At 41.0% G+C, this 19790-nt stretch carries 17 protein-coding genes and 1 riboswitch; of the genes, 13 read left to right on the top strand and 4 right to left on the bottom strand.

The window, feature by feature from the left end:
- Positions 1–10: 10 nt before the first annotated feature.
- Positions 11–1252, bottom strand: coding sequence for a metallophosphoesterase (locus W7W_RS0104135; protein WP_010662576.1), 1242 nt, complete (start codon positions 1250–1252; stop codon positions 11–13).
- Between the two features lie 353 nt (positions 1253–1605).
- Here W7W_RS0104135 and W7W_RS0104125 point away from each other — a divergent pair, with 353 nt between their 5' ends.
- Positions 1606–1797, top strand: coding sequence for a cold-shock protein (locus tag W7W_RS0104125; protein ID WP_010662575.1), 192 nt, complete (start codon positions 1606–1608; stop codon positions 1795–1797).
- Between the two features lie 224 nt (positions 1798–2021).
- Here the strand turns inward: W7W_RS0104125 and W7W_RS0104120 are convergent, their stop codons facing one another.
- Together W7W_RS0104120 and W7W_RS0104115 are read right to left on the bottom strand one after the other, a co-directional pair.
- Entirely contained in the window at positions 2022–2597 is a 576-nt protein-coding gene (locus W7W_RS0104120) for a DUF996 domain-containing protein (protein WP_010662574.1), read from the bottom strand.
- A gap of 163 nt (positions 2598–2760) precedes the next feature.
- Positions 2761–3333: a manganese efflux pump MntP gene (locus tag W7W_RS0104115; protein ID WP_025006773.1), complete on the bottom strand. Its 573-nt coding sequence runs from the start codon at positions 3331–3333 to the stop codon at positions 2761–2763.
- 419 nt (positions 3334–3752) lie between these two features.
- Here W7W_RS0104115 and W7W_RS0104110 point away from each other — a divergent pair, with 419 nt between their 5' ends.
- The 7 genes from W7W_RS0104110 (at position 3753) to W7W_RS0104080 (ending at position 13990) form a co-directional block, all read left to right on the top strand.
- Positions 3753–4739 carry an aldo/keto reductase gene (locus tag W7W_RS0104110; RefSeq protein ID WP_010662572.1) on the top strand — a complete coding sequence of 329 codons (987 nt, stop codon included), beginning with the start codon at positions 3753–3755 and terminating at the stop codon, positions 4737–4739.
- 263 nt (positions 4740–5002) lie between these two features.
- A riboswitch (TPP riboswitch) is annotated at positions 5003–5097 on the top strand.
- 214 nt (positions 5098–5311) lie between these two features.
- Positions 5312–6109: a sulfide-dependent adenosine diphosphate thiazole synthase gene (locus W7W_RS0104105; protein ID WP_010662571.1), complete on the top strand. Its 798-nt coding sequence runs from the start codon at positions 5312–5314 to the stop codon at positions 6107–6109.
- Between the two features lie 6 nt (positions 6110–6115).
- Positions 6116–6748: a thiamine phosphate synthase gene (thiE, locus tag W7W_RS0104100; protein ID WP_010662570.1), complete on the top strand. Its 633-nt coding sequence runs from the start codon at positions 6116–6118 to the stop codon at positions 6746–6748.
- 32 nt (positions 6749–6780) lie between these two features.
- Positions 6781–8070, top strand: a complete 1290-nt coding sequence (thiC, locus tag W7W_RS0104095) for a phosphomethylpyrimidine synthase ThiC (RefSeq protein WP_025006774.1) — start codon at positions 6781–6783, stop codon at positions 8068–8070.
- Between the two features lie 656 nt (positions 8071–8726).
- Positions 8727–11132, top strand: a complete 2406-nt coding sequence (locus W7W_RS0104090) for a TonB-dependent receptor (RefSeq protein ID WP_025006775.1) — start codon at positions 8727–8729, stop codon at positions 11130–11132.
- 177 nt (positions 11133–11309) lie between these two features.
- On the top strand, positions 11310–12533 hold the full coding sequence (gene rocD / locus W7W_RS0104085) for an ornithine--oxo-acid transaminase (protein ID WP_010662567.1): 1224 nt from the start codon (positions 11310–11312) through the stop codon (positions 12531–12533).
- Positions 12534–12727: 194 nt separating this feature from the next.
- Positions 12728–13990, top strand: a complete 1263-nt coding sequence (locus W7W_RS0104080; RefSeq protein WP_010662566.1) for a tyrosine-type recombinase/integrase — start codon at positions 12728–12730, stop codon at positions 13988–13990.
- A gap of 257 nt (positions 13991–14247) precedes the next feature.
- Here the strand turns inward: W7W_RS0104080 and W7W_RS0104075 are convergent, their stop codons facing one another.
- Positions 14248–14964: a helix-turn-helix domain-containing protein gene (locus W7W_RS0104075; protein WP_010662565.1), complete on the bottom strand. Its 717-nt coding sequence runs from the start codon at positions 14962–14964 to the stop codon at positions 14248–14250.
- A 126-nt stretch (positions 14965–15090) separates the two neighbouring features.
- On the opposite strand from W7W_RS0104075, the gene W7W_RS22770 reads away from it, so the two are divergent.
- From W7W_RS22770 to W7W_RS0104050, 5 genes are all read left to right on the top strand, one after another.
- Complete coding sequence (locus W7W_RS22770) at positions 15091–15834, top strand: KilA-N domain-containing protein (protein WP_010662564.1); 744 nt, start codon at positions 15091–15093, stop codon at positions 15832–15834.
- 162 nt (positions 15835–15996) lie between these two features.
- Complete coding sequence (locus W7W_RS22765) at positions 15997–16956, top strand: KilA-N domain-containing protein (protein ID WP_157202438.1); 960 nt, start codon at positions 15997–15999, stop codon at positions 16954–16956.
- A 413-nt stretch (positions 16957–17369) separates the two neighbouring features.
- Positions 17370–17978: a hypothetical protein gene (locus W7W_RS0104060; RefSeq protein ID WP_010662561.1), complete on the top strand. Its 609-nt coding sequence runs from the start codon at positions 17370–17372 to the stop codon at positions 17976–17978.
- Positions 17979–18362: 384 nt separating this feature from the next.
- Positions 18363–19439 carry a BRO family protein gene (locus W7W_RS0104055; protein ID WP_010662560.1) on the top strand — a complete coding sequence of 359 codons (1077 nt, stop codon included), beginning with the start codon at positions 18363–18365 and terminating at the stop codon, positions 19437–19439.
- Positions 19436–19789 (top strand): hypothetical protein, encoded by a 354-nt coding sequence (locus tag W7W_RS0104050; protein WP_010662559.1) that lies wholly within the window; start codon positions 19436–19438, stop codon positions 19787–19789. The genes W7W_RS0104055 and W7W_RS0104050 overlap by 4 nt, the downstream gene beginning before the upstream one ends.
- The last annotated feature ends 1 nt before the right edge of the window (position 19790 follow it).

Here is a 19790-nt window from a genome sequence, read left to right as displayed (position 1 = left end):
ATCAGAAATCCTATCCCTTCTTCAGGGTAAATACCGTAATTTCCGGAGGCATGCCAACACGTGCAGGCATTCCCAGATAACCCAGACCGCGATTCACATAGAGAAACTGCCTGCCGACCTGATACAGTCCGGCCCATCGTTTAAACTTATATTTTGCGGGACTCCAGTTGTATTTCCCAATTTCGAATCCAAACTGCATTCCATGGGTATGTCCGGCGAGTGTAAGATCATACTTTTTCCTGCCAACTACTTCAGCATCCCAATGGTCGGGATCGTGCGACATCAAAATTTTAAATGATTCGCCATTTGTCTGATTCCAGGCATTCTCCAAATCACCATATTGCGGAAAGGGCGGATGTCCCCAATTCTCAACACCACTTAATGCAACAGATTCTCCGTTCTTTTTTAAAGTAACCGACTCATTACGTAATAACTGGAAACCCAATCTACGGTTAGACGCAACGATACTTTTAAAATTGGCTGCTTTTCTTTGCTCCGAAGGCCAGGTACTGTAATCACCATAATCATGATTCCCAAGAATGGAATATTTGCCCATCGAAGCGCTGATTTTCCCCAATATCTCTTCCCAACCACGGGTTTCTCCTGCAAAATTATTCACCAAATCGCCGGTAAATAGAACGAGGTCAGGTTTTTCGGCATTGATCAGTTCCACGGCTTCCTTCATTGGTTCCCGATTAGAGCCAAAACTGCCCAAATGCAGGTCCGAAATCTGGACAATCCGAAAACCATCAAAAGATGTTGGCAAATTGGGAAAAATAAGTTTTACATGACGGGTATAAAAAGCATAACGTCCTTTCAATACGCCAAAAAGAAGCGATACAAAAGGTGCCGTGGCAATGATGATGCCTACCTGACTTAAGAATTTTGCTCTTGTAATACGGGGATAATGACGTTCCGGCTGCCGGGCAGGCTTTCGGGGAATAGCATCAGGAATACGCCCTATACCGTAAATTAGCAGAAAAAAGACTTTTGGAAGATATACCAGAAGAAAAACAATCAGAAAAGTGCTGAATGCATTGTAAACTTCGTGTGAGGAAGCGTCCGGAATCTGAGTTCCGAAATAGAAAAACCCGGATATAAACAATACCGGAAGCACTATCAATCCAGATATCCCCAGCCATCTACGCCAACCTGACCGTGTTTTTTCGGTCATTACAATCCGCCACAAAAACCAATCAATGATCCCCACCAACAACACTAATACCCACAAAAAAGCCAGATGATATCTCATTCAGTAAAAATTTCTATTCAACCCGGATAATTACGCAATTACCACCAAAAAGTTTACGTTTATCTTTCCTATAACTCTATGATAGTGAACGCAACAAATGTAATGCCCCGATAAACAAAGGGGGGTAAAAGAACGTTAAAGTATTATAAAACCCGGGTAATACTCCTCTCAAGTCAGATTATACATGCTCCATTCAAGACCAGTCGGTCAGCATTACAAAAGTTATGAAGGAAAGTTTCCGGTTTGTAAAAAAGAATAAATCAGGGAAGAAAATGTCATTTTTTTTGGAAAAAGATGTGATTTTCAAAAATAAACCATACCTTGCACCCTTCAAATTATATTAAATTTTTATCATGAACAAAGGAACAGTAAAATTCTTCAACGAAAGCAAAGGTTTTGGCTTTATCAAAGAAGACGACACGCAGAAAGAGTATTTTGTACACGCCACAGGTTTGATTGACACAGTCAACGAAGGCGATGAAGTAACTTTTGAACTTACCGAAGGTAGAAAAGGACTTAATGCTGTAGATGTGAAATTAGCTTAGTCAGATTTTTCTACTTCGCTAAAAATATCAAGCCCGTCTGTTGACGGGCTTTTTTTATGTCTTAACAAATCCACCTGTACCTCACTAGTGCAATTAAAAAATACTATTTCATATTCTACGAACACACTAATAGTTGAACTTAAAAAAGCCACCAGTGCTGTTTACATATTAAAAAAGCCCGGCTGATAAATGGCCGGGCTTTCTATTATAGTAAAAAAAGATTCCTATGCCGCCTGTTCAACTACCGGCTCTTCGGCCTGAATGGAGAAATAAGCCACAATGTGGATAATCCATGCAACAAACATAACAAGAGCTCCCAAACCAAACAACAAGAGGCCAATAGCTCCGATAAAATAGAGCAGCCCGGCGGTCTTAAAATTGTTTACGCCTGATGAAGCAGCCAGAGCTTTCAAACCCTGAAACATATAGAAAGCTCCAATAATACTACCCCCTAAAAGCAACAAAAGGCCGAAAATGGTCACACCGCTTTCAAATAAAACAGTCATTAAATGTTGAATATTTTCAGGATCAAAACCATCGGCTGATAAAGAAACAAAAGCAGATCCTGCACCTATCAAGATTACTATTGTTCCAATAATGGAAGCAATTATCGGAACCAAATATCCAATCAATGCTTTCTTAAAAATCGGAGGATTCTCATATGCTTTAGAAAACTGATGATACGACATCAGCAATAAAATAAAAGATGCCAATCCGGCAACAGACCCCAATAAAGGGATAAAACTTGCGATAGGCAAAAGAATACCTATACGCCCTAATGTAATAGCTTGTTTCTTCATAATGACTCTTATTGATTAGAAATAAATAGGTTTACTGAAAAAATCCGAAAACCAGAAATAAATGCAACAATTAAAAAACAAGCAACCCAATCATTATTAACGAATAAAGCTTATCCGCTTCAATAAAAATACCGTTCAAAAAGGGTTCCCTAAATTAAAATATTTATTTTATGAATTCAATAGTGTGAGAAAGAAAAATTTTAAATCCCATCCCTATAAGCACTAGTCCGCCCAGTACTTCAAGTCCTCTATTGAGTCGTTCACCGATGGTCATTCCTAATAACACACCAGCAACAGAGAAGAAAAAAGTAGTGATTCCAATTATGAAAACAGCCATCCAGATGTGAATACTTAAAACCCCGAAACCAATACCAACCACCAGAGCATCTATACTTGTAGCCAGGGCCATACCTGCAAGAACAAGATGATTGGAGGGACAAAAACAAGAAGTTTCCTCTTCTGCTTTTCTCAATCCATCATAAATCAGTTTCCCACCAATAGAACCTAATAAAAAAAGTGCTATCCAGTGATCATATGCTGCAACAAGACCTTTAAAACTGCTTCCGATGAACCAACCAATCAAGGGCATGGATGCCTGAAAAACTGCCATATAAAGAGCCACTTTAAAAATCTGTGAAACCCTGAGTTTTATGGAGCATGCCCCTGTGGTAATACTTGCTGCCAGACTGTCAACAGACAATCCTACCCCGAGAATAATAAAAGAAGAAATACTCATATTGCCTGAAAAAAGTGAGTGACAAAAATAGTATTTCAGCTCTTGAAAAAAAATTGAAATATATAAACAGATAAAAAACAGCACCTTCATCAATCAGTTTAAAAGACTGAGTACCTAACACCTAAATAGTGTCTGTCCATAAAGTACCATTTGCTTTGTTCTGCTTGCCGCCAAAAGACTCATTTACCCAAGTAAACTCCGCTTTTGGCGGCTTCGCAAGCCTTGTAACTGGCACTTTCTGAACATACACAGCTCCAGCCAGAAACTTTCCTGACTTTATAGACGGGCACTAAATAATCAGGCGCCCTTCCATTTTTAAGCTCGTTATTATTTTGTAAATTTGACTTACCAAATAAAGCAATCGATTGCACTGTATTGATACTTCGAAATGCTATAGAATAAAAATAAACCACTTAATCATGAATTACAGAACATTAGGAAAAACAGGACTGAAAATTTCGGAAATTTCTCTTGGAACCTGGCAGGTGGGAGGAAAATGGGGTTCAGGCTTTGACGATAAAAAAGCTGACGAAATTATCAACACTGCCATCGACAATGGTGTAAATTTCATCGATACCGCCGATGTATATGAAAACGGCTTAAGCGAAAAAGCTGTAGGACGTGTAGTGCGCTCACGATCAGAGGATATTTATGTGGCCTCTAAGTGCGGACGCCAGATCAATCCACATGTCAACGAAGGATATCAGCCCGATGTCCTTCAAAAATTTGTGGAAGACAGTCTGAAGAGAACCGGACTGGAAGCGTTGGATCTTATACAGTTGCACTGCCCTCCCACCGATGTTTATTATCGTCCGGAGATTTTCGAACGCTTCGACAAACTGAAAGATCAGGGAAAAATCAAAAATCTCGGAGTGAGTGTTGAAAAAGTTGAAGAAGCAATCAAAGCGATTGAATACCCCAATGTCAATACGGTACAAATTATCTTCAATGTTTTTCGCCAACGTCCTAAAGAACTCTTCTTCAAAGAAGCAGCTAAAAAGGACGTAGGTATCATTGTCAGGGTACCTTTGGCCAGTGGCCTGCTCACCGGAAAGTTTGACTCCAACACAACTTTTGACCCCGAAGATCACCGGAATTTCAACCGCGATGGGGCTGCCTTCGATAAAGGAGAAACCTTTGCAGGAATAGATTTTGAAAAAGGTCTGAAAGCAGTGGACGAACTTAAGGCTCTGTTCCCCGGACAGGAAAATCTGGCTCCAATAGCCCTTCAGTGGATTTTGCAATTCAAGGAAGTCAGTTGTATCATCCCCGGGGCTTCATCGGTTGATCATGTCAAATCCAACTTATCGGTTTTCGATCTGCCTGAACTACCACAGGAAAAATTTCAGGCGATGAATGACATTTATGAGAAATACATCAAGGGTGATGTACACCAACGCTGGTAGCATTGACCGGTAAAGATTTTATTTAATGCTGGCAAAGAAATTAAGCTTTTCCAGTCTTTGATAAGAAAGCGCCAAATACGAGGCTTTCGAAGTTTTTAAATCCAAGGAGTTTACTTTTCGTAAATGACTGATTTAAAAACAAGAATAACGAAGTAGTTGGTGTTTTCTTGCAAAGACTTTTCAACGCTGTGGCATGATCACAGCGTTTTTTTTTTGCTGTTACTCTTCATTCCTGAAAAAACTAATCTTACATTTGTTTAACCAAAACAATCTGGGGGTGCCTTATTTTAAGGCTGAGATCATACCCTTTAAACCTGCTCAGGGTAATGCCTGCGAAGGGAAGACGTGTTTCGTCGTATGCTCTCCTTTTTAATTATGCACTCCATAGATTTATGAGTTTTGTCTAAAAGGCTGCTTTATTGCCAAACTCTTTGCTATTGAAATTTTTAATCCCTAATTAACAACAAGTTAACTCCGGATCAAGAATTTTCAAAGCCTCGATTTTGACAAAAGCAGGCCTATTATACTTTACGCATATTTGATTATTAACCAATCAATTAAAATAAATCACTATGGAACAAATTGTCTCTTCAGGAATCATTGATTCCTACTTTTCAAAACTCAAAGAGAACCTTGCTGTTGATGTTGCCATTGTCGGGGGTGGCCCATCCGGACTGGTTGCTGCTTATTATCTTGCCAAAACCGGAAAAAAGGTGGCCCTTTTTGAACGTAAACTGGCTCCCGGCGGTGGCATGTGGGGTGGTGCCATGATGTTCAACGAGATTATGGTACAGAAAGAAGCCCTGCACATTCTTGAGGAGCTGGAGATCGAATACAAACATTACCGCGACGATTATTACACTGTTGACTCGGTGCACGCAACCTCAGCCCTTACCTATCATGCCACCAAAGCCGGAGCCAGAATTTTCAACTGTACCTCCATCGAAGATGTGGTCTTTCACAACAACAAAGTGAGCGGCCTGGTAATCAACTGGGCCCCTGTTCACCGCGAAGGAATGCATGTGGATCCGCTTATCATCATGGCCAAAGCGGTTATAGACGGGACGGGGCACGATTGTGAGATTGTACACACGGTGGCACGCAAAAACGATATTAAGATTGATACACCTTCAGGTGCGGTCATGGGAGAACGTTCACTGGCGGTGGAAGAAGCTGAAAGAACCACCGTTAATAATACCAAGGAAGTCTTCCCCGGGCTATTTGTTTCGGGCATGGCGGCCAACGGAACCAGCGGGAGTTACCGCATGGGACCAATTTTTGGCGGGATGCTGCTCTCAGGACAAAAAGTTGCCCGGATAATTTCAGAAAAACTCGACAAAGAACCGTCCATGGAAACTGTCAAAAACTGAATTGTGATGCTGCATTCAAAAATCCAAAACCCGGGTATTTATGTCATAATTACCCAACCACAACTCCCCTACATCACCATCGCTGAAAAATGTGTGGAAAACAACATCAGCATGATACAGTTGCGGGAAAAACAACTCCCTGACCGGGAGCTTCTAAAGATTGCACAAGACCTGCGGGCCGTTACCCGGGGCACCAATACCCGGCTGGTTATCAATGACCGCCCCGATATCGCACGATTGTGTGAAGCCGATGTGCTTCATTTGGGACAAGATGATATGACTTTGAAGGATGCCCGAAAAATTGTTGGAGATATAAAAATCGGACTATCGACCCACTCACTGGAGCAAGCTCGAACAGCTCTCAAGCAAAAACCGGATTACATTGGCTTCGGGCCTGTCTATCCCACCAATGCAAAAGCCAATCCCGATCCTCCGGTCGGCACAGAGCTTCTGGCAGAAGTCCTGGCATTTGCCAATGTTCCGGTAATAGCCATTGGTGGCATATTTCCGGAAAATCTGGATGAAGTATTAGAAACCGGAGCCCGCAATATTGCCATGGTAAGACATTTCATGCAAACCAAAAATTTTGAAGGCCGCATAAAGGAACTTCAAAAAAGGTTGGACTCATCCATTTTATAACCAACTTCAAAAAATCACTTAAAATCAAAAAAATGCCAACACAACTACAATACGCCATGTCGGGAAAAATCACTCCCGAAATGAAAGCCGTTGCCAACGACGAAAAGGCAGATGTGCAATGGCTTTGCCACGAAATCGCCCGGGGCAGGATTGTAATCCCCAAAAACACAAATCACCATTTTGAACCACGTGCCATTGGAGCCGGTTTAACCACCAAAGTAAACGCCAATTTGGGTACCTCTGAAAAACACTGTAACCTCAGGGAGGAATTGGAAAAGATGAATATTGCCGTAAAATACGGTGCAGATGCCATTATGGACCTTTCTACCGGAGGTGATCTAAGAAAAATACTCCAAAAAATCATTGAAACATCCCCGGTAATGGTGGGAACAGTACCCATTTACAGTGTGGCAACACGCCTGCTGGCAGATGAAAAAAATGTAGCCCAACTGAATCCGGAAGAATTATTCAGGGAAATCGAATTTCAGGCGAAGGCGGGTGTTGATTTCATGACACTTCATTGCGGGGTTACCCGATCCACCGTTTCTTTTATGCAAAAGGATGAGCGTGTTTGTGGAATTGTAAGTCGCGGTGGTGCCATCATCAAGCGATGGATGGCTCAAAACAATGCTGAAAACCCTCTTTATGAACAATATGATCGCATCCTCGACATCTGCGAAAAACATGATGTGACCATCAGTTTGGGTGACGGGTTAAGACCCGGAGCTGGTGCAGACGCCACTGACCGGGGCCAGATAGCCGAACTCCTTGTACTGGGGGAGCTGGTTGATCGTGCCCGGGCAAGAGGGGTGCAGGTAATGGTGGAAGGTCCGGGACACATGCCCTTCGACCAGATTGAGACCAATATGCGCCTTATGAAGCGGGTATGTCACGAAGCTCCTTTCTATGTATTAGGGCCACTAACCACTGATATCGCGCCGGGATATGACCATATTACAGGCGCCATTGGAGGAACTGTGGCAGCCATCCACGGGGCAGACTTTCTCTGTTATGTAACCCCTGCCGAACACTTATGTCTGCCCAATGCCGAGGATGTCAGAAATGGAGTTATTGCGAGCAAAATTGCGGCACATAGTGCAGATCTGGTCAATAAAGTCCCGGGTGCGACGGAGAAAGATTATACCATGTCCAAAGCGCGCCGTGATCTTAACTGGGAAACCATGTACAATCAGGCCCTGGATCCGGATATGGCCCGAAAACGCAAACAGGAATCAGAAAGCCACGACGAAGACCACTGCTCCATGTGTGGCAATCTTTGTGCAGTCAAAAATGATAAGGAATCCGAAAAAATCGGTTGTTAATAAAAAGTCGGATAATCACAATTATGAGTATCTAGTGTGGCAATTACTAAATTCCTTCACTAATTTCAACCTGTCAGTGAAAATCCCGACCATTCCGTGAAGCAATCCCAAAATTTTTATCAGACACCAATGTATAGAAATCAATATCTCTGTCCTGCCAATTTTTTGGTTATTTTTGCGTTTAAAAGTTAAACCTACCTTATACAAAAGACAGGTAAGGTGTAAACAGGCTGAAATCCTGAGAGCAAGATCCCAGTTTGAGGTATCCCTCACTCCCCCTCTCATTATTGGTCGCGTCGCGCCCAATAATGAGAGGGGGAGTTGTTACAATTTCCCTGGGGCCTTGCCCCAGGCTATTGCTTAAAGACCTTCGGCCTTTAAAAAATGTAACAACATTATGTATTCCTTTAACTGGAAAAAGCCTCGCTTTTGGGAGGACTGAAAAATTCACAAATCAACTGTTGAGATGTTCAACTACCAATAAAAAAGTGGAATCCTTAAGAATATTGACAGGCAAAAATTTAATTATTCCTGTCATCAATTTTCTTTGCAGCTGCCTGCATTTATTGGTATTTTACCATCTCATAACGATAATTCATAAAACGAAGTTCAATAGAGTCAATTGATCAGGTTAGACTTGGTGACCACCAGCAAATATGAAAATAAAACAACTACTTATACTTTTTCTATTTATTGGTATGAATGTCTCGGCACAGGACAACATACATATAAATGGTCACGTGGTCAATGAAGCGGGAAATCCGTTGGAGTTGGTCAACATCATAATTCGCGGAAGTTCTGCCGGTACCACAACCAAAGCTGACGGATCTTTTGAAATCAAAGTTCCCCCTGCCTTCAAAGGTATTCTGCAATTTTCTCATCTCGAATACCTGCCCAAAGAGATATCTATAGAAGCCGGGAAGTCTGACAAAAAACCGTTGTTAATTATTCTGCAAAAGCGTATTCGCGAAGTAAGCGAAGTGGAGGTTACCGCACGTTCAGAATCAGACCAATCTTCACAACGCCTTAACCCGGATTTAACCATTCAACTCCCTTCTGCTGCGGGCTATGGAATTGAAGGAATAGTAAAATCACAGATGGGTGTCTCTTCCAACAACGAGTTAAGTAGCCAGTACCGCGTAAGAGGTGGTAACTTCGATGAAAATCTGGTCTATCTTAACGGATTTAAACTTCAAAGACCCCAGCTGGTGAGAAGCGGTCAGCAAGAGGGACTCAGCATCGTCAATCCCGATCTGGTGGAATCTGTTTACTTCTCATCGGGTGGTTTTGGTGTGGATTATGGAGATAAAATGAGTTCGGTATTGGACGTGCGTTACAAAAAACCGGACTCTGTTTCGGCAGGAGCCAACATCAACCTCATGGGAGTAAGCGCGTACGCCGGAGGGGTGGCAGCAGAAGAAAAACTGACCTGGCTTGCCGGCGCCCGTCACAAAACCAACCGATATCTTTTGGGTACTCTTGATACCAAGGGAGATTATCAGCCCGATTTCACCGATGCTCAGGCCTTTTTTGCATATCAGGTCAACAAAAATCTTTCTGTTGAGGCACTTGGCTATTATGCGCTCAATAAATACCGGTTTATTCCCACCGACCGCGAAACAGATTTTGGTACCATGAGTGATATCAAAAGACTGAAAATTTATTTCGCAGGACAGGAAAAAGACATATTTGAAACGGGCATGGGAGCCGTCAAGCTAAATTTCACCCCATCCTCAACCAATCGGTACGAACTAATGCTCAGCCACTACCGTGCTTTTGAGGAAGAAACATTCGACATTGCCGGTGCTTACTGGCTGCAGGAAATCCAGGGATTTGACGAAACACAGGCAGCCACCAATATTGGCATTGGCGAATACCTTCAGCATGCCAGAAACGACCTTTTTGCAACAGTTAATACCATTTCGATTAAGGGAGACCATCATCTGAACGAAAACCATTCTGTCAATTGGGGAATATCACTGGAAGAAGAAAATTTTAAAGACCGCATTAATGAATGGGAATTGATTGACTCGGCCGGCTACTCAATTCCCAGAAATCAAAATCTGGAGCTTAGTTACAGCCGAAATGCAGATTTTGAAGTGGCCACCCGGCACATAAAAACCTATGTGGCTCATCAGACAACCTTTCAACCCGGATGGGGAAATATACGGCTCAACTATGGAGCCCGCCTGATCTATTCTGACCGGGAAGAAAAACTACATCTGACACCAAGATTCCAGGTGACCATTCGTCCGATAGCAACTCCGAACACCCGTTTCCGACTGAGCGGAGGATGGTATTTTCAACCTCCTTTTTACAAAGAGTACAGGCCTGCCCAATCAGGCCAAATCAACACCATTTATGCTCAAAAATCCAGACAAATACTGGGCGGCATTGACCATTACTTCAGCATATTTGAACGCCCCTTTAAGTTCTCTTCCGAAGTTTATTACAAGCACTTGTACGACCTTATTCCTTATCAGGTGGATAATGTAAGAATCCTCTATTCGGGAAAAAATGAAGCCAAAGGTTATGCCACCGGAATTGATCTAAAACTGCATGGAGAATTTGTTCCCGGAACGGAATCCTGGGCCACACTTTCGCTGCTCAAAACAGAGGAAGATCTTAGTAATGATGATTGGGAAAAACCGGGAAGACCGGGGTATATTCCCCGTCCGTCGGATCAGCGATTAAATTTCTCGCTCTTTTTTCAGGACTATCTGCCCAATAATCCCACCTTTAAAGTGCACCTGAGCCTCTTCTACGGAACCGGACTACCATTTGGACCTCCCCGCTCCCCACGGTATATGGCTACCTACCGGATGCCTCCCTACAGGCGTGTAGACATGGGGTTTTCCAAAGATCTTAAACCATGGCTTAACCAAAACAATACCGCAGCTTTCATCAAAGACCTATGGCTGGGTTTTGAAGTTTTTAATCTTTTCGACATCAGCAACACCATTTCTCACTATTGGGTTAGTGACGTGGAAAACCGTCAGTATGCCGTCCCCAATTATCTTACCGGCCGCAGGATTAATATGTCGCTGAACCTGGCGTTCTAAGAGGCGAAGACTGAGGTTAAGACTGAAGTTTCATCACAAAAACTCATAAAGAATAATCAAACAAGTCTGAATATGATTATACTCACTGATAAATTTCAGTTTTTTTGCCATTTAGATTTCCGTATTTTGAGTAGGTAATCAAGTCTATAATCTACACACTTTTTTAAATCAGTAGCTATGAAACAACCAGTCACCCCCGCAGATTACATTGCACGAGAAGATCAATATGGCGCCCACAACTATCATCCCCTTCCGGTAGTACTGGAAAAAGGAGAAGGAATATTTGTCTGGGATGTGGAAGGCAAGCGTTACTTCGATTTTCTTTCCGCCTATTCGGCGGTCAATCAGGGACATTGCCACCCACGAATCATTAAAGCCCTTAACGAACAGGCATCAAAGCTTACCCTCACTTCGCGCGCCTTTTACAACGACGTGTTGGGAGAGTTTGAGGAGTATGTCACACACTACTTCAATTATGACAAGGTATTGATGATGAATACCGGTGCCGAGGCAGATGAAACCGCGCTGAAGCTTTGCCGGAAATGGGGATACAAAAAGAAAGGAATTCCCGGGAACAAGGCGAAAATCATCGTTTGCGAAGGCAATTTTCACGGACGAACAATAACCATAATCAGTATGTCAACCGATCCGGACAGTTATGGTGATTACGGTCCCTTTACACCGGGCTTTGCCACCATTCCTTACAACGACATTGAAGCTCTGGAACGTGAACTGGAAGATCCCAATGTGGCAGGATTCCTGGTAGAACCCATCCAGGGAGAAGCCGGGGTTTACGTTCCTGATGACGGATTTTTGAAAAAGGCCAGCGAACTATGTAAAGAAAAAAATGTACTGTTCATGGCCGATGAAGTGCAAACAGGTATTGGTCGCACTGGTAAAATGCTGGCCTGTGACCATGAGGGAGTTCGTCCGGATGTATTAATTCTTGGAAAAGCCATTTCAGGAGGAGTCTATCCTGTATCCGCCGTTTTGGCTGATGATGACATCATGCTGGTCATCAAACCCGGCGAACACGGTTCCACTTATGGCGGAAACCCTGTGGCCTGCAAAGTTGCCATGGAAGCCCTGCAGGTAATAAAAAATGAAAAGCTGGCTGAAAATGCAGAGCGCTTAGGTAAAATATTCCGTGAAGAAATGAGAAAAATCGACTCCAAGATGATTGAACTGGTGCGTGGAAAAGGTTTACTCAATGCCATTGTCATTAAGCCCACCAACGGCAAAGAAGCCTGGGATGTATGTGTTGCCATGAAAGAAAACGGCCTGATTGCCAAACCTACACATCAACATATTATTCGATTTGCTCCTCCACTGGTTATCAACGAGGAACAAATTCGTAAGGCCATCGATATTATCAAAAAAACCATTCTTGATATGTCCTGAGACAGGAATACAAACACAAAAAAAGCTCTTAATCGATTGATTAAGAGCTTTTTTTGTGCCCAGTAAAGGACTCACGATATAATTGACTGTTAGGCTTGTATAAAACCCAAAAATGTATTACATTTAATTATTAGAGGGGGTCGTAATACGGGATTTGGGCCCGTAATGGACTCACTAACTAAAACTTACAGCTTATGACAGTTCTATTTAACATCAGGAGAACAAAAAGTGAAGAAAAATTAAGACTTAGTATCTCCTTTGGAAGAGGTCAACAAATGATTTTTTCCTCCCCTTTCTCGTGTCCTCACGGGAAATTTGACACAAAAACCCAACGAATTAAATCCAAACTCGAAGGTGTTGATGCCCTTAATGCACAAATACAAAATGTGCTTTACAATGTGAGATCTCTTCTACAGTACAATCAGAATGTTTCTTTGGAGGAATTAAAGCCCAGAATCAAGGAGATTCTGAACACTTCCCAGTACCGATCCATTAACATATTCAATGGTAAAAGAGTTGGTAAAGTCTCTCCCTTTGCCAAGACTAAGAAGGTTAATTACCGGGATTTAGACTTCAGTGTTGTGAGAGCAATCCAAAAATATCAGGAGGACAATAAATCGGTTTTCCAGCCTGAAACAATCAGGAAATATGATATTTTAATAACTCTCCTGGAGAAAGCTAAAATGAATGATGCTGATATTCGTTCTATCAACCACGATTGGTGCCATCAATTCAGGGAATACTTAATCGAAAAGAGAAAGCAGAATAATGATACTATCCGTAAAAACTTCTCTGCTCTGAAAGCTGCTCTAAGGACAAATAAGAAAACCAATCCGGAACTATTCACATATAAGTTAAATCTACAAACCTCTTCTGAGAAGAGACTGGATGTTCTGGCCCTAACTCCATCTGAGATAAAGAAACTGGAAGAAGTTAAGCTGTCTCCTTTGTTGGATAAGATTAGAGACCTGTGGTTATTTCAGATGTACACCTGTCAACGTATTTCGGATGTAAAGAGTTACTCTCCGGAACAGATTCAAGATAGTGCAATAGGGCCTATATGGGAATTTACAGCTCAAAAGACTGGAAAGCTTACAACCGTTCCCTTGTATGGGAAAGCTGCCAGGGCTTATGAAATACTCCAGAAATACGATTTTAAGCTCCCGATAGTAGTGGAACAGTACCTTAATCGGGAAATAAAAAAAGTAGCAAAAATAGCCGGTTTAACACGCAAAAAACATCTTACCCGGCATAAGGGTAATAAGCGTGTAAATACGGCAAAAGAAGTACATGAATTGATCTCTTCCCACTCTGCAAGGAGAACTGGAATTACCAGGTTACTTGGAGAAGGTATTCCACTGAATATAGTGCAAATGATCTCACAACACAGCGACATCAAAACTCTGATGAAATATTCAGAACCGGAGAAAGAGACCTTACTTAGTGCTTTCGGGTAACACTATAATTACTCCCTTTAAGGAGTGTCAGAAATGAGAAATTTAGTTTTCTAAAAATTGACAGTGACAGAAATAGGAAATACAATCTACTAATATAATAGTAGGTCTCGTTTCCGATTTCTGTCACCCCTTTACTTCGGAGGAAGTATCTGTTCTCCTTTTTAATTGTATATTAGCACATTAACAGCATCACTAATGCTACATTACAAAGAAAGGAGCTCAATGGCTCCTTCTTAAGATTTATCACAAAGAATCTATTACTGTAACAGAGCTTCCATAAGCTCATTTCTTTCCTGCATAAGGTTCTTAGTAGCATTGAGCATGATTTGCTTCATATCGAACTCATATCCGACCATTTCAGGGATATGTGAGCCAGATATTCTGGACCAGTTCTCTCTAACCAATCCTTTTTTCTCCAAACTCTTTATTCTTTGTTTCACAGTTGGTCTTGACATCTCAGTATATTCAGCTATCTGAGGAACAAACATTGGATTCTCGATAGAACCAATACAGTCATTTGTAAGAATTTTTGGGAAAATAAGGAGTATGAACTCTTTCTCCTTTGTAGTGAGAAGGTCACTCTCCAGGAAATAAAAGGAAATCATGGCAAACATATCTCCTTCTAACTTGGGAAATCTATAGACATTGTAGGTTGTAACATTGTCCTTGGTAACTTTCCTTCTCCTTTCAACTTCAATTACACCGGCATTTTTCAAAGCTTTAATAGCTCTGTCAATAGTATCATTACTGTAACCAGTCTTCATCATTAGGTTCTTTATTGATACCATTGCTATTCCTGTCTTCTGATTCATAAAAGACCTCAAGTAAGCGTATATTAGCTTATATGAGGCAGCAAAATTCTGTTTGAGTATAGAATACCCAACCTGAGAGTGTTGTCCTATTTCGGCACTATCCATTGTTTTATAGCCTTTGTTGAATTGTCTTACGCTGTTGATTGATGATTCGTATCTCATTTGTTCTGTTTTTAGAAATTAACTTATAAACAATATACGCAAATTTTTTAACGTGACCAAATTTTCAGATACTGGTTTTAAAATTTTGAGATTTTACAAATATTACAAAAGCTTTTTTATAGGTCTTTGAGCTATTTTTCAAAAGCAAATTTTAAAAGGCACACTCTGTTTTATTATCAAAGTATAATTTTTGAGATTATAGAATCAGGGGAGAAGTTCCCTGTGGATTTGGATGAGGTGTGGGGGTTACTCTACTCTCACAAGCACAAAGCTGTGAAAGCTTTAAAGGATGATGTGATGTTCACCGAAGGTCATGATTATCAAACGATAAACCAAAAAGTTGAGCGAGAAATTGGGTCCACAACTGTAATAAAATACATGCTCACCACCTCCTGTCTCGAATATTTCATCGCCAAGAAAGTCAGACCAGTGTTTGATGTTTACCGAAATGAAATCACATTCCAGTTAGGGAATGGGGATACTATGATCAATTTGACGGAAGTAGCAAGATCATTTCCTAATAAGAACTTGACTAACATCCTTAATTCCAAGGAATTGATAGAATACTTGCAAGTTCTTGAGAATAAATCAGATTCAAAACTACAGATTTGTAGTTTTAGTGAGTCTCAGTACATTACAGTGAAAAAGGGAGCACCAAATACTGGAGGGGGAACTTGGGTTCACCAGAGGGTAGCACTAAGGGTAGCTCAGAAATTATCTCCAGATTTTTCTGTATGGGTAGATGAGAAATTGGAGGAGCTACTGACAACCGGTAAATCTACAATTACACCTATTCTGAAGCTAAGGGTGAAAAAAATCGGAGTGTGCCCTAAAAATTATCGGAGTGCGCCTCACAAAAAAACGGAGTAATACTATATTGAGTTCCTATATTGAGAAACTAGATTTAGTCTTAAGTCAATGATTCGCCCCTTCGGGCCAAATCGGGGGCGGTTTTGGGCCTTTGTATTTTTATATCCAAGGGAGTTGATTGCACCAGACAATGCACCAATTACACCACCGGAAGAGAAACCAATGAGTGAAGAACCTTTCTTCCTCGGGGAACCTGAGCCAAAGGACAATTCTTACACTGTTGAGTTTAAAAAGAAAGATGGGGAAGAAACTTTTGCCTGGGAATTGGATTGTAGTCACAACCCAGATCTTGCAGGAACTGTTGAAACCCACGAATTCGAACCTTACTCCGTGGAAACCGGTGAGATAATTGAAATTGAAGAACCAACTAAAGTAAATGATAAAATGAGAAATGAAACAATGGGTTTAAAAAAGTTTGAGTACAATGGAAATGAAATCACATTCCAGCTTGGGAATGGTGATACTATGGTGAATGCCACGGAGATGGCTAAGAGTTTTGGTAAGAATGTTCACGATTTCCAAAGATTAAGACAAACAAAGGCATTTATCCAAGTACTTGAAAATCAACGAAAAGGGAATTCCCTTGACGTTGATAATCAGATAGTTAAGGTTATTCAAGGAGGAAACGTATCCGGCATAGCCCAAGGCACCTGGTTTTGTAAAAAACTTGCTCTAAAATTCGCTGCTTGGCTTTCTCCTGAATTTGAAAGCTGGGTGTATGATCGTATTGACGAACTAACACAATATGGATTTACAGCTACCGACGCTAAACTGGAAGAAATGATTAACAACCCGGATCTGGTCATTGGTCTTGCTAATGAGTTGAAACTTACTCGAGCCAGAGTAAATGAACTAAAGCCGGATGCTGAGTACACCAGAGATTTCCTGAAAGGTAGGGATAACATTTTTACAGTTGGGGATATATCCAAAATCTTTGGGTTGATTGCCAAAGACCTGAATCTACTCCTTAACTTGTGGAGAATTCAATGGAAAACTAATGACCCGCATGTAGTAATGGGAAACAATAACTATAGTTTTTACAATGCCAGTCATCAGTTTATTCATCCTAACGTCTCAAATTCGCTGATATTATTCCACGGCACAACTCATCCATCTCCTTGAGAGAATGTTTTATCTCCTCATTTGTCATATCAGGAATGGTATCACGCACTTCTTTGAATCTACTTTCCTCCCCTTTACTATAGAACTCTTCCAAGTTCGTAATTTTGGACCTTAACTGTTTTACCAAATTATTGACTTCAAAACGATTTTCTTCCAATTTTTCTGCTTTCATATTTTCCTATTAAAGTTAAAAACGGCAATATAAAAACAACTTTCTGCTTATGCAAATTTCTAAATATCAGGGGGTCATATTAAAAGATAGTATACGAAAAATAGTTTAACATGATAAAGATTATATTTGGTAAATTCAATTATTTTTCGTATCTTATATATAAGTTAATAACCAGAGCACCAACACAGAACACAAAACTTTCAATCTAAATTTTCAATGGGTGCTCACAAACCATTGAGAAATGAAAGTAAATTACATTGGTGCTCAAGGCACCTCCAAGCCAGACAAACACCTTCTGAATGAACTTCTAAGTGACGGCCACACCATCGAAGAGATCACCAACTCCTTCCCTATTTCGGAAGAGCAAATCCTAAAGACATTGAACGGAACTCCTATGAGTTATGAGGATGCTGTAATGGCAGACTTATTAGGTAGGAATGAGAGTAGGTCCCAGGAGTGTTGGCAGGATAATGGGTTCTCAAAACGAGAAATCCAGGAATCAATAGACTACCTCCCTAATAAGGAGCAAAGGATGAAGCGAAATGGCTACTATGAAGACCGTTTTATTTGGGATAAACCCAACAAAGGAGAGTTAAAAGCTCAAAATGCTGAAGAAAAAGAATACGGAAAGCTGGAGTATGATGAGTGGGATGACATGATCAATTCTTATGAGACTATCCTTAAAGAGATGAATTCAGATTGTAGAAGAACAATTAATCCTTCCAACTCCCTGAGTAAAGAGGATGCCATCAATGATATCATGGTTGAATGCTTATCTCGTGGAAAATATATTACTAAAACCGGTATGATCTACCAAGCTACACGTACTGTTAAAAAAAGGAATAAATAATTGTCGGTACAGTTCCGATATATATAGAAAGCATAAGATACCGCCCGGCACAACACTATAAGACCGGGCCTCTTTCCGAAAAGTCGTCAATCTAAATAATTCTCATTTTTCAATTTTCCCCGGCACCTGGAAACGTCCAGCTCTGTCGGGGTTTTTATTTGGAGTTAATGGTTAGCCTACCTGGTCTGTACAACCAGTTAAGGGTCTCGCATAGCCTGGCGTGTGGTTCGATTCCACAAACTCCTCATTTGACAGCATAACTGTCACGACAGATACAATAGTCTGAATTAACCGATAGCTACGGTTCTCAGATAAACCGGGGTGGTGACCGGGCCTGTCGTAACCTTATTTAACACCCCCGACACCCGGGACAAATCAAAGATTATGACAGATCTAATTAAGGTGGCGACCAACGCAGAACTTGACTTAAATGTCAATATCTATGGAACTCCGGAAGAACCTCTGTTCAAAGCCGGAGAAGTAGCACTACTCTTATGGAAACCTTCCAAAGTTGTAGGTGAGAAATCTTACCCACACATGGAAAAGCTGCGTAAAGCATTGAACGTGAATGATTCGCTGCAATCAGCGAAAAATTTTATCACAGAAAAACAGTTCTATAAAGCGATTCTGAAGAGCCAATCACAGGTTGCAGAACCAATGTATGATTGGCTTTCTGAAGAGGTTTTACCTTCCATCAGAATGCACGGTGGCTACATTTCTGAAGAAGCTAATGTGGATGAAGTGTTACTTGGTAACATCATTGACAAATGTAAGGGGAATGGAAGACCTTCCGCTCTTATTCAACAGTTCATCAACTCCGGAAGACCATCTGAGAAAATTGCAGAATTGGTGGAAGCCTTCAATAAGGTTAAGCCTGATTTCAGACTGAAAGGTTATAAATCACTCCATAAAACTCTTTCCGAATTAGCAGAAGATGACCGGGATTACAGGGATATATACCTTACTAAGACGGTTTCTCTGGATCAGAAGATTCTCTCCCTGAATAACCGCATAAACGGTGGTTATAAAGCCCATCTGAAGCGTCAATTAAATGAGCTGAACAAAGAGATGGAACCTGCTTTGTTTGGAGCCAGAATGCAATCAAATGAAGGTTTAGCCTGGTATGTCAACAAGCTTACTGATCTAGGTTGTACTGATTTTGATTTTGCTCAATGTCACCCCAGGGATAGGTTAAAATCAGGTAAGCCAAAAATAAGTATTCACGCCAGGTTCGGTGAAACAACAAAAAGCTATTTTATATGGTGGATGTTTGAAACTGTCAGCTACCCTACAGGCGAATATAGTGATGATGAAGATAAAGCTATCTGGTCAGACTTTAAACCACAATGGGATGGTACAGTAGCTTTCTTTGAATACAATGGTTTCACTTATGAGATTGATTTCACAAACTTTAGAGGAATCGCATACAAACTTCCTCAAAAGATGGAGGAAGTAGCATGAGTGAAGTACTAAACGAATATAAGAAACTTCAGGCACTTTCAATGGTGCCTGATGAACCCTGTCTCTATAAAGTGATGCTCTCCGATTCTACAGGAGATTACATCAAAATAGGCTACTCCTCAAACTTTCCGAAAAGGAGATATGAATTTGAGAAGTTAGGCTTCAAAGTGAGGATAATTCAAAAAATGAAAGGGAATGAGTCTGATTTAATGACTTATGAAGCGTATATCCACGCTTACCTAATGACAAAACGAAAGACACACCCTATGAAGTTTCCTGGTTCGGGAGAGTTATACAATACTACCGGAATCCCTGGATTAAAGAAAATCATTAACACTTTGAAGAGATAGC

The sequence above is a fragment of the Marinilabilia salmonicolor JCM 21150 genome (assembly GCF_000259075.1).
GTDB lineage: Bacteria > Bacteroidota > Bacteroidia > Bacteroidales > Marinilabiliaceae > Marinilabilia > Marinilabilia salmonicolor.
This window is presented reverse-complemented; position numbering and strand designations above follow the sequence as displayed.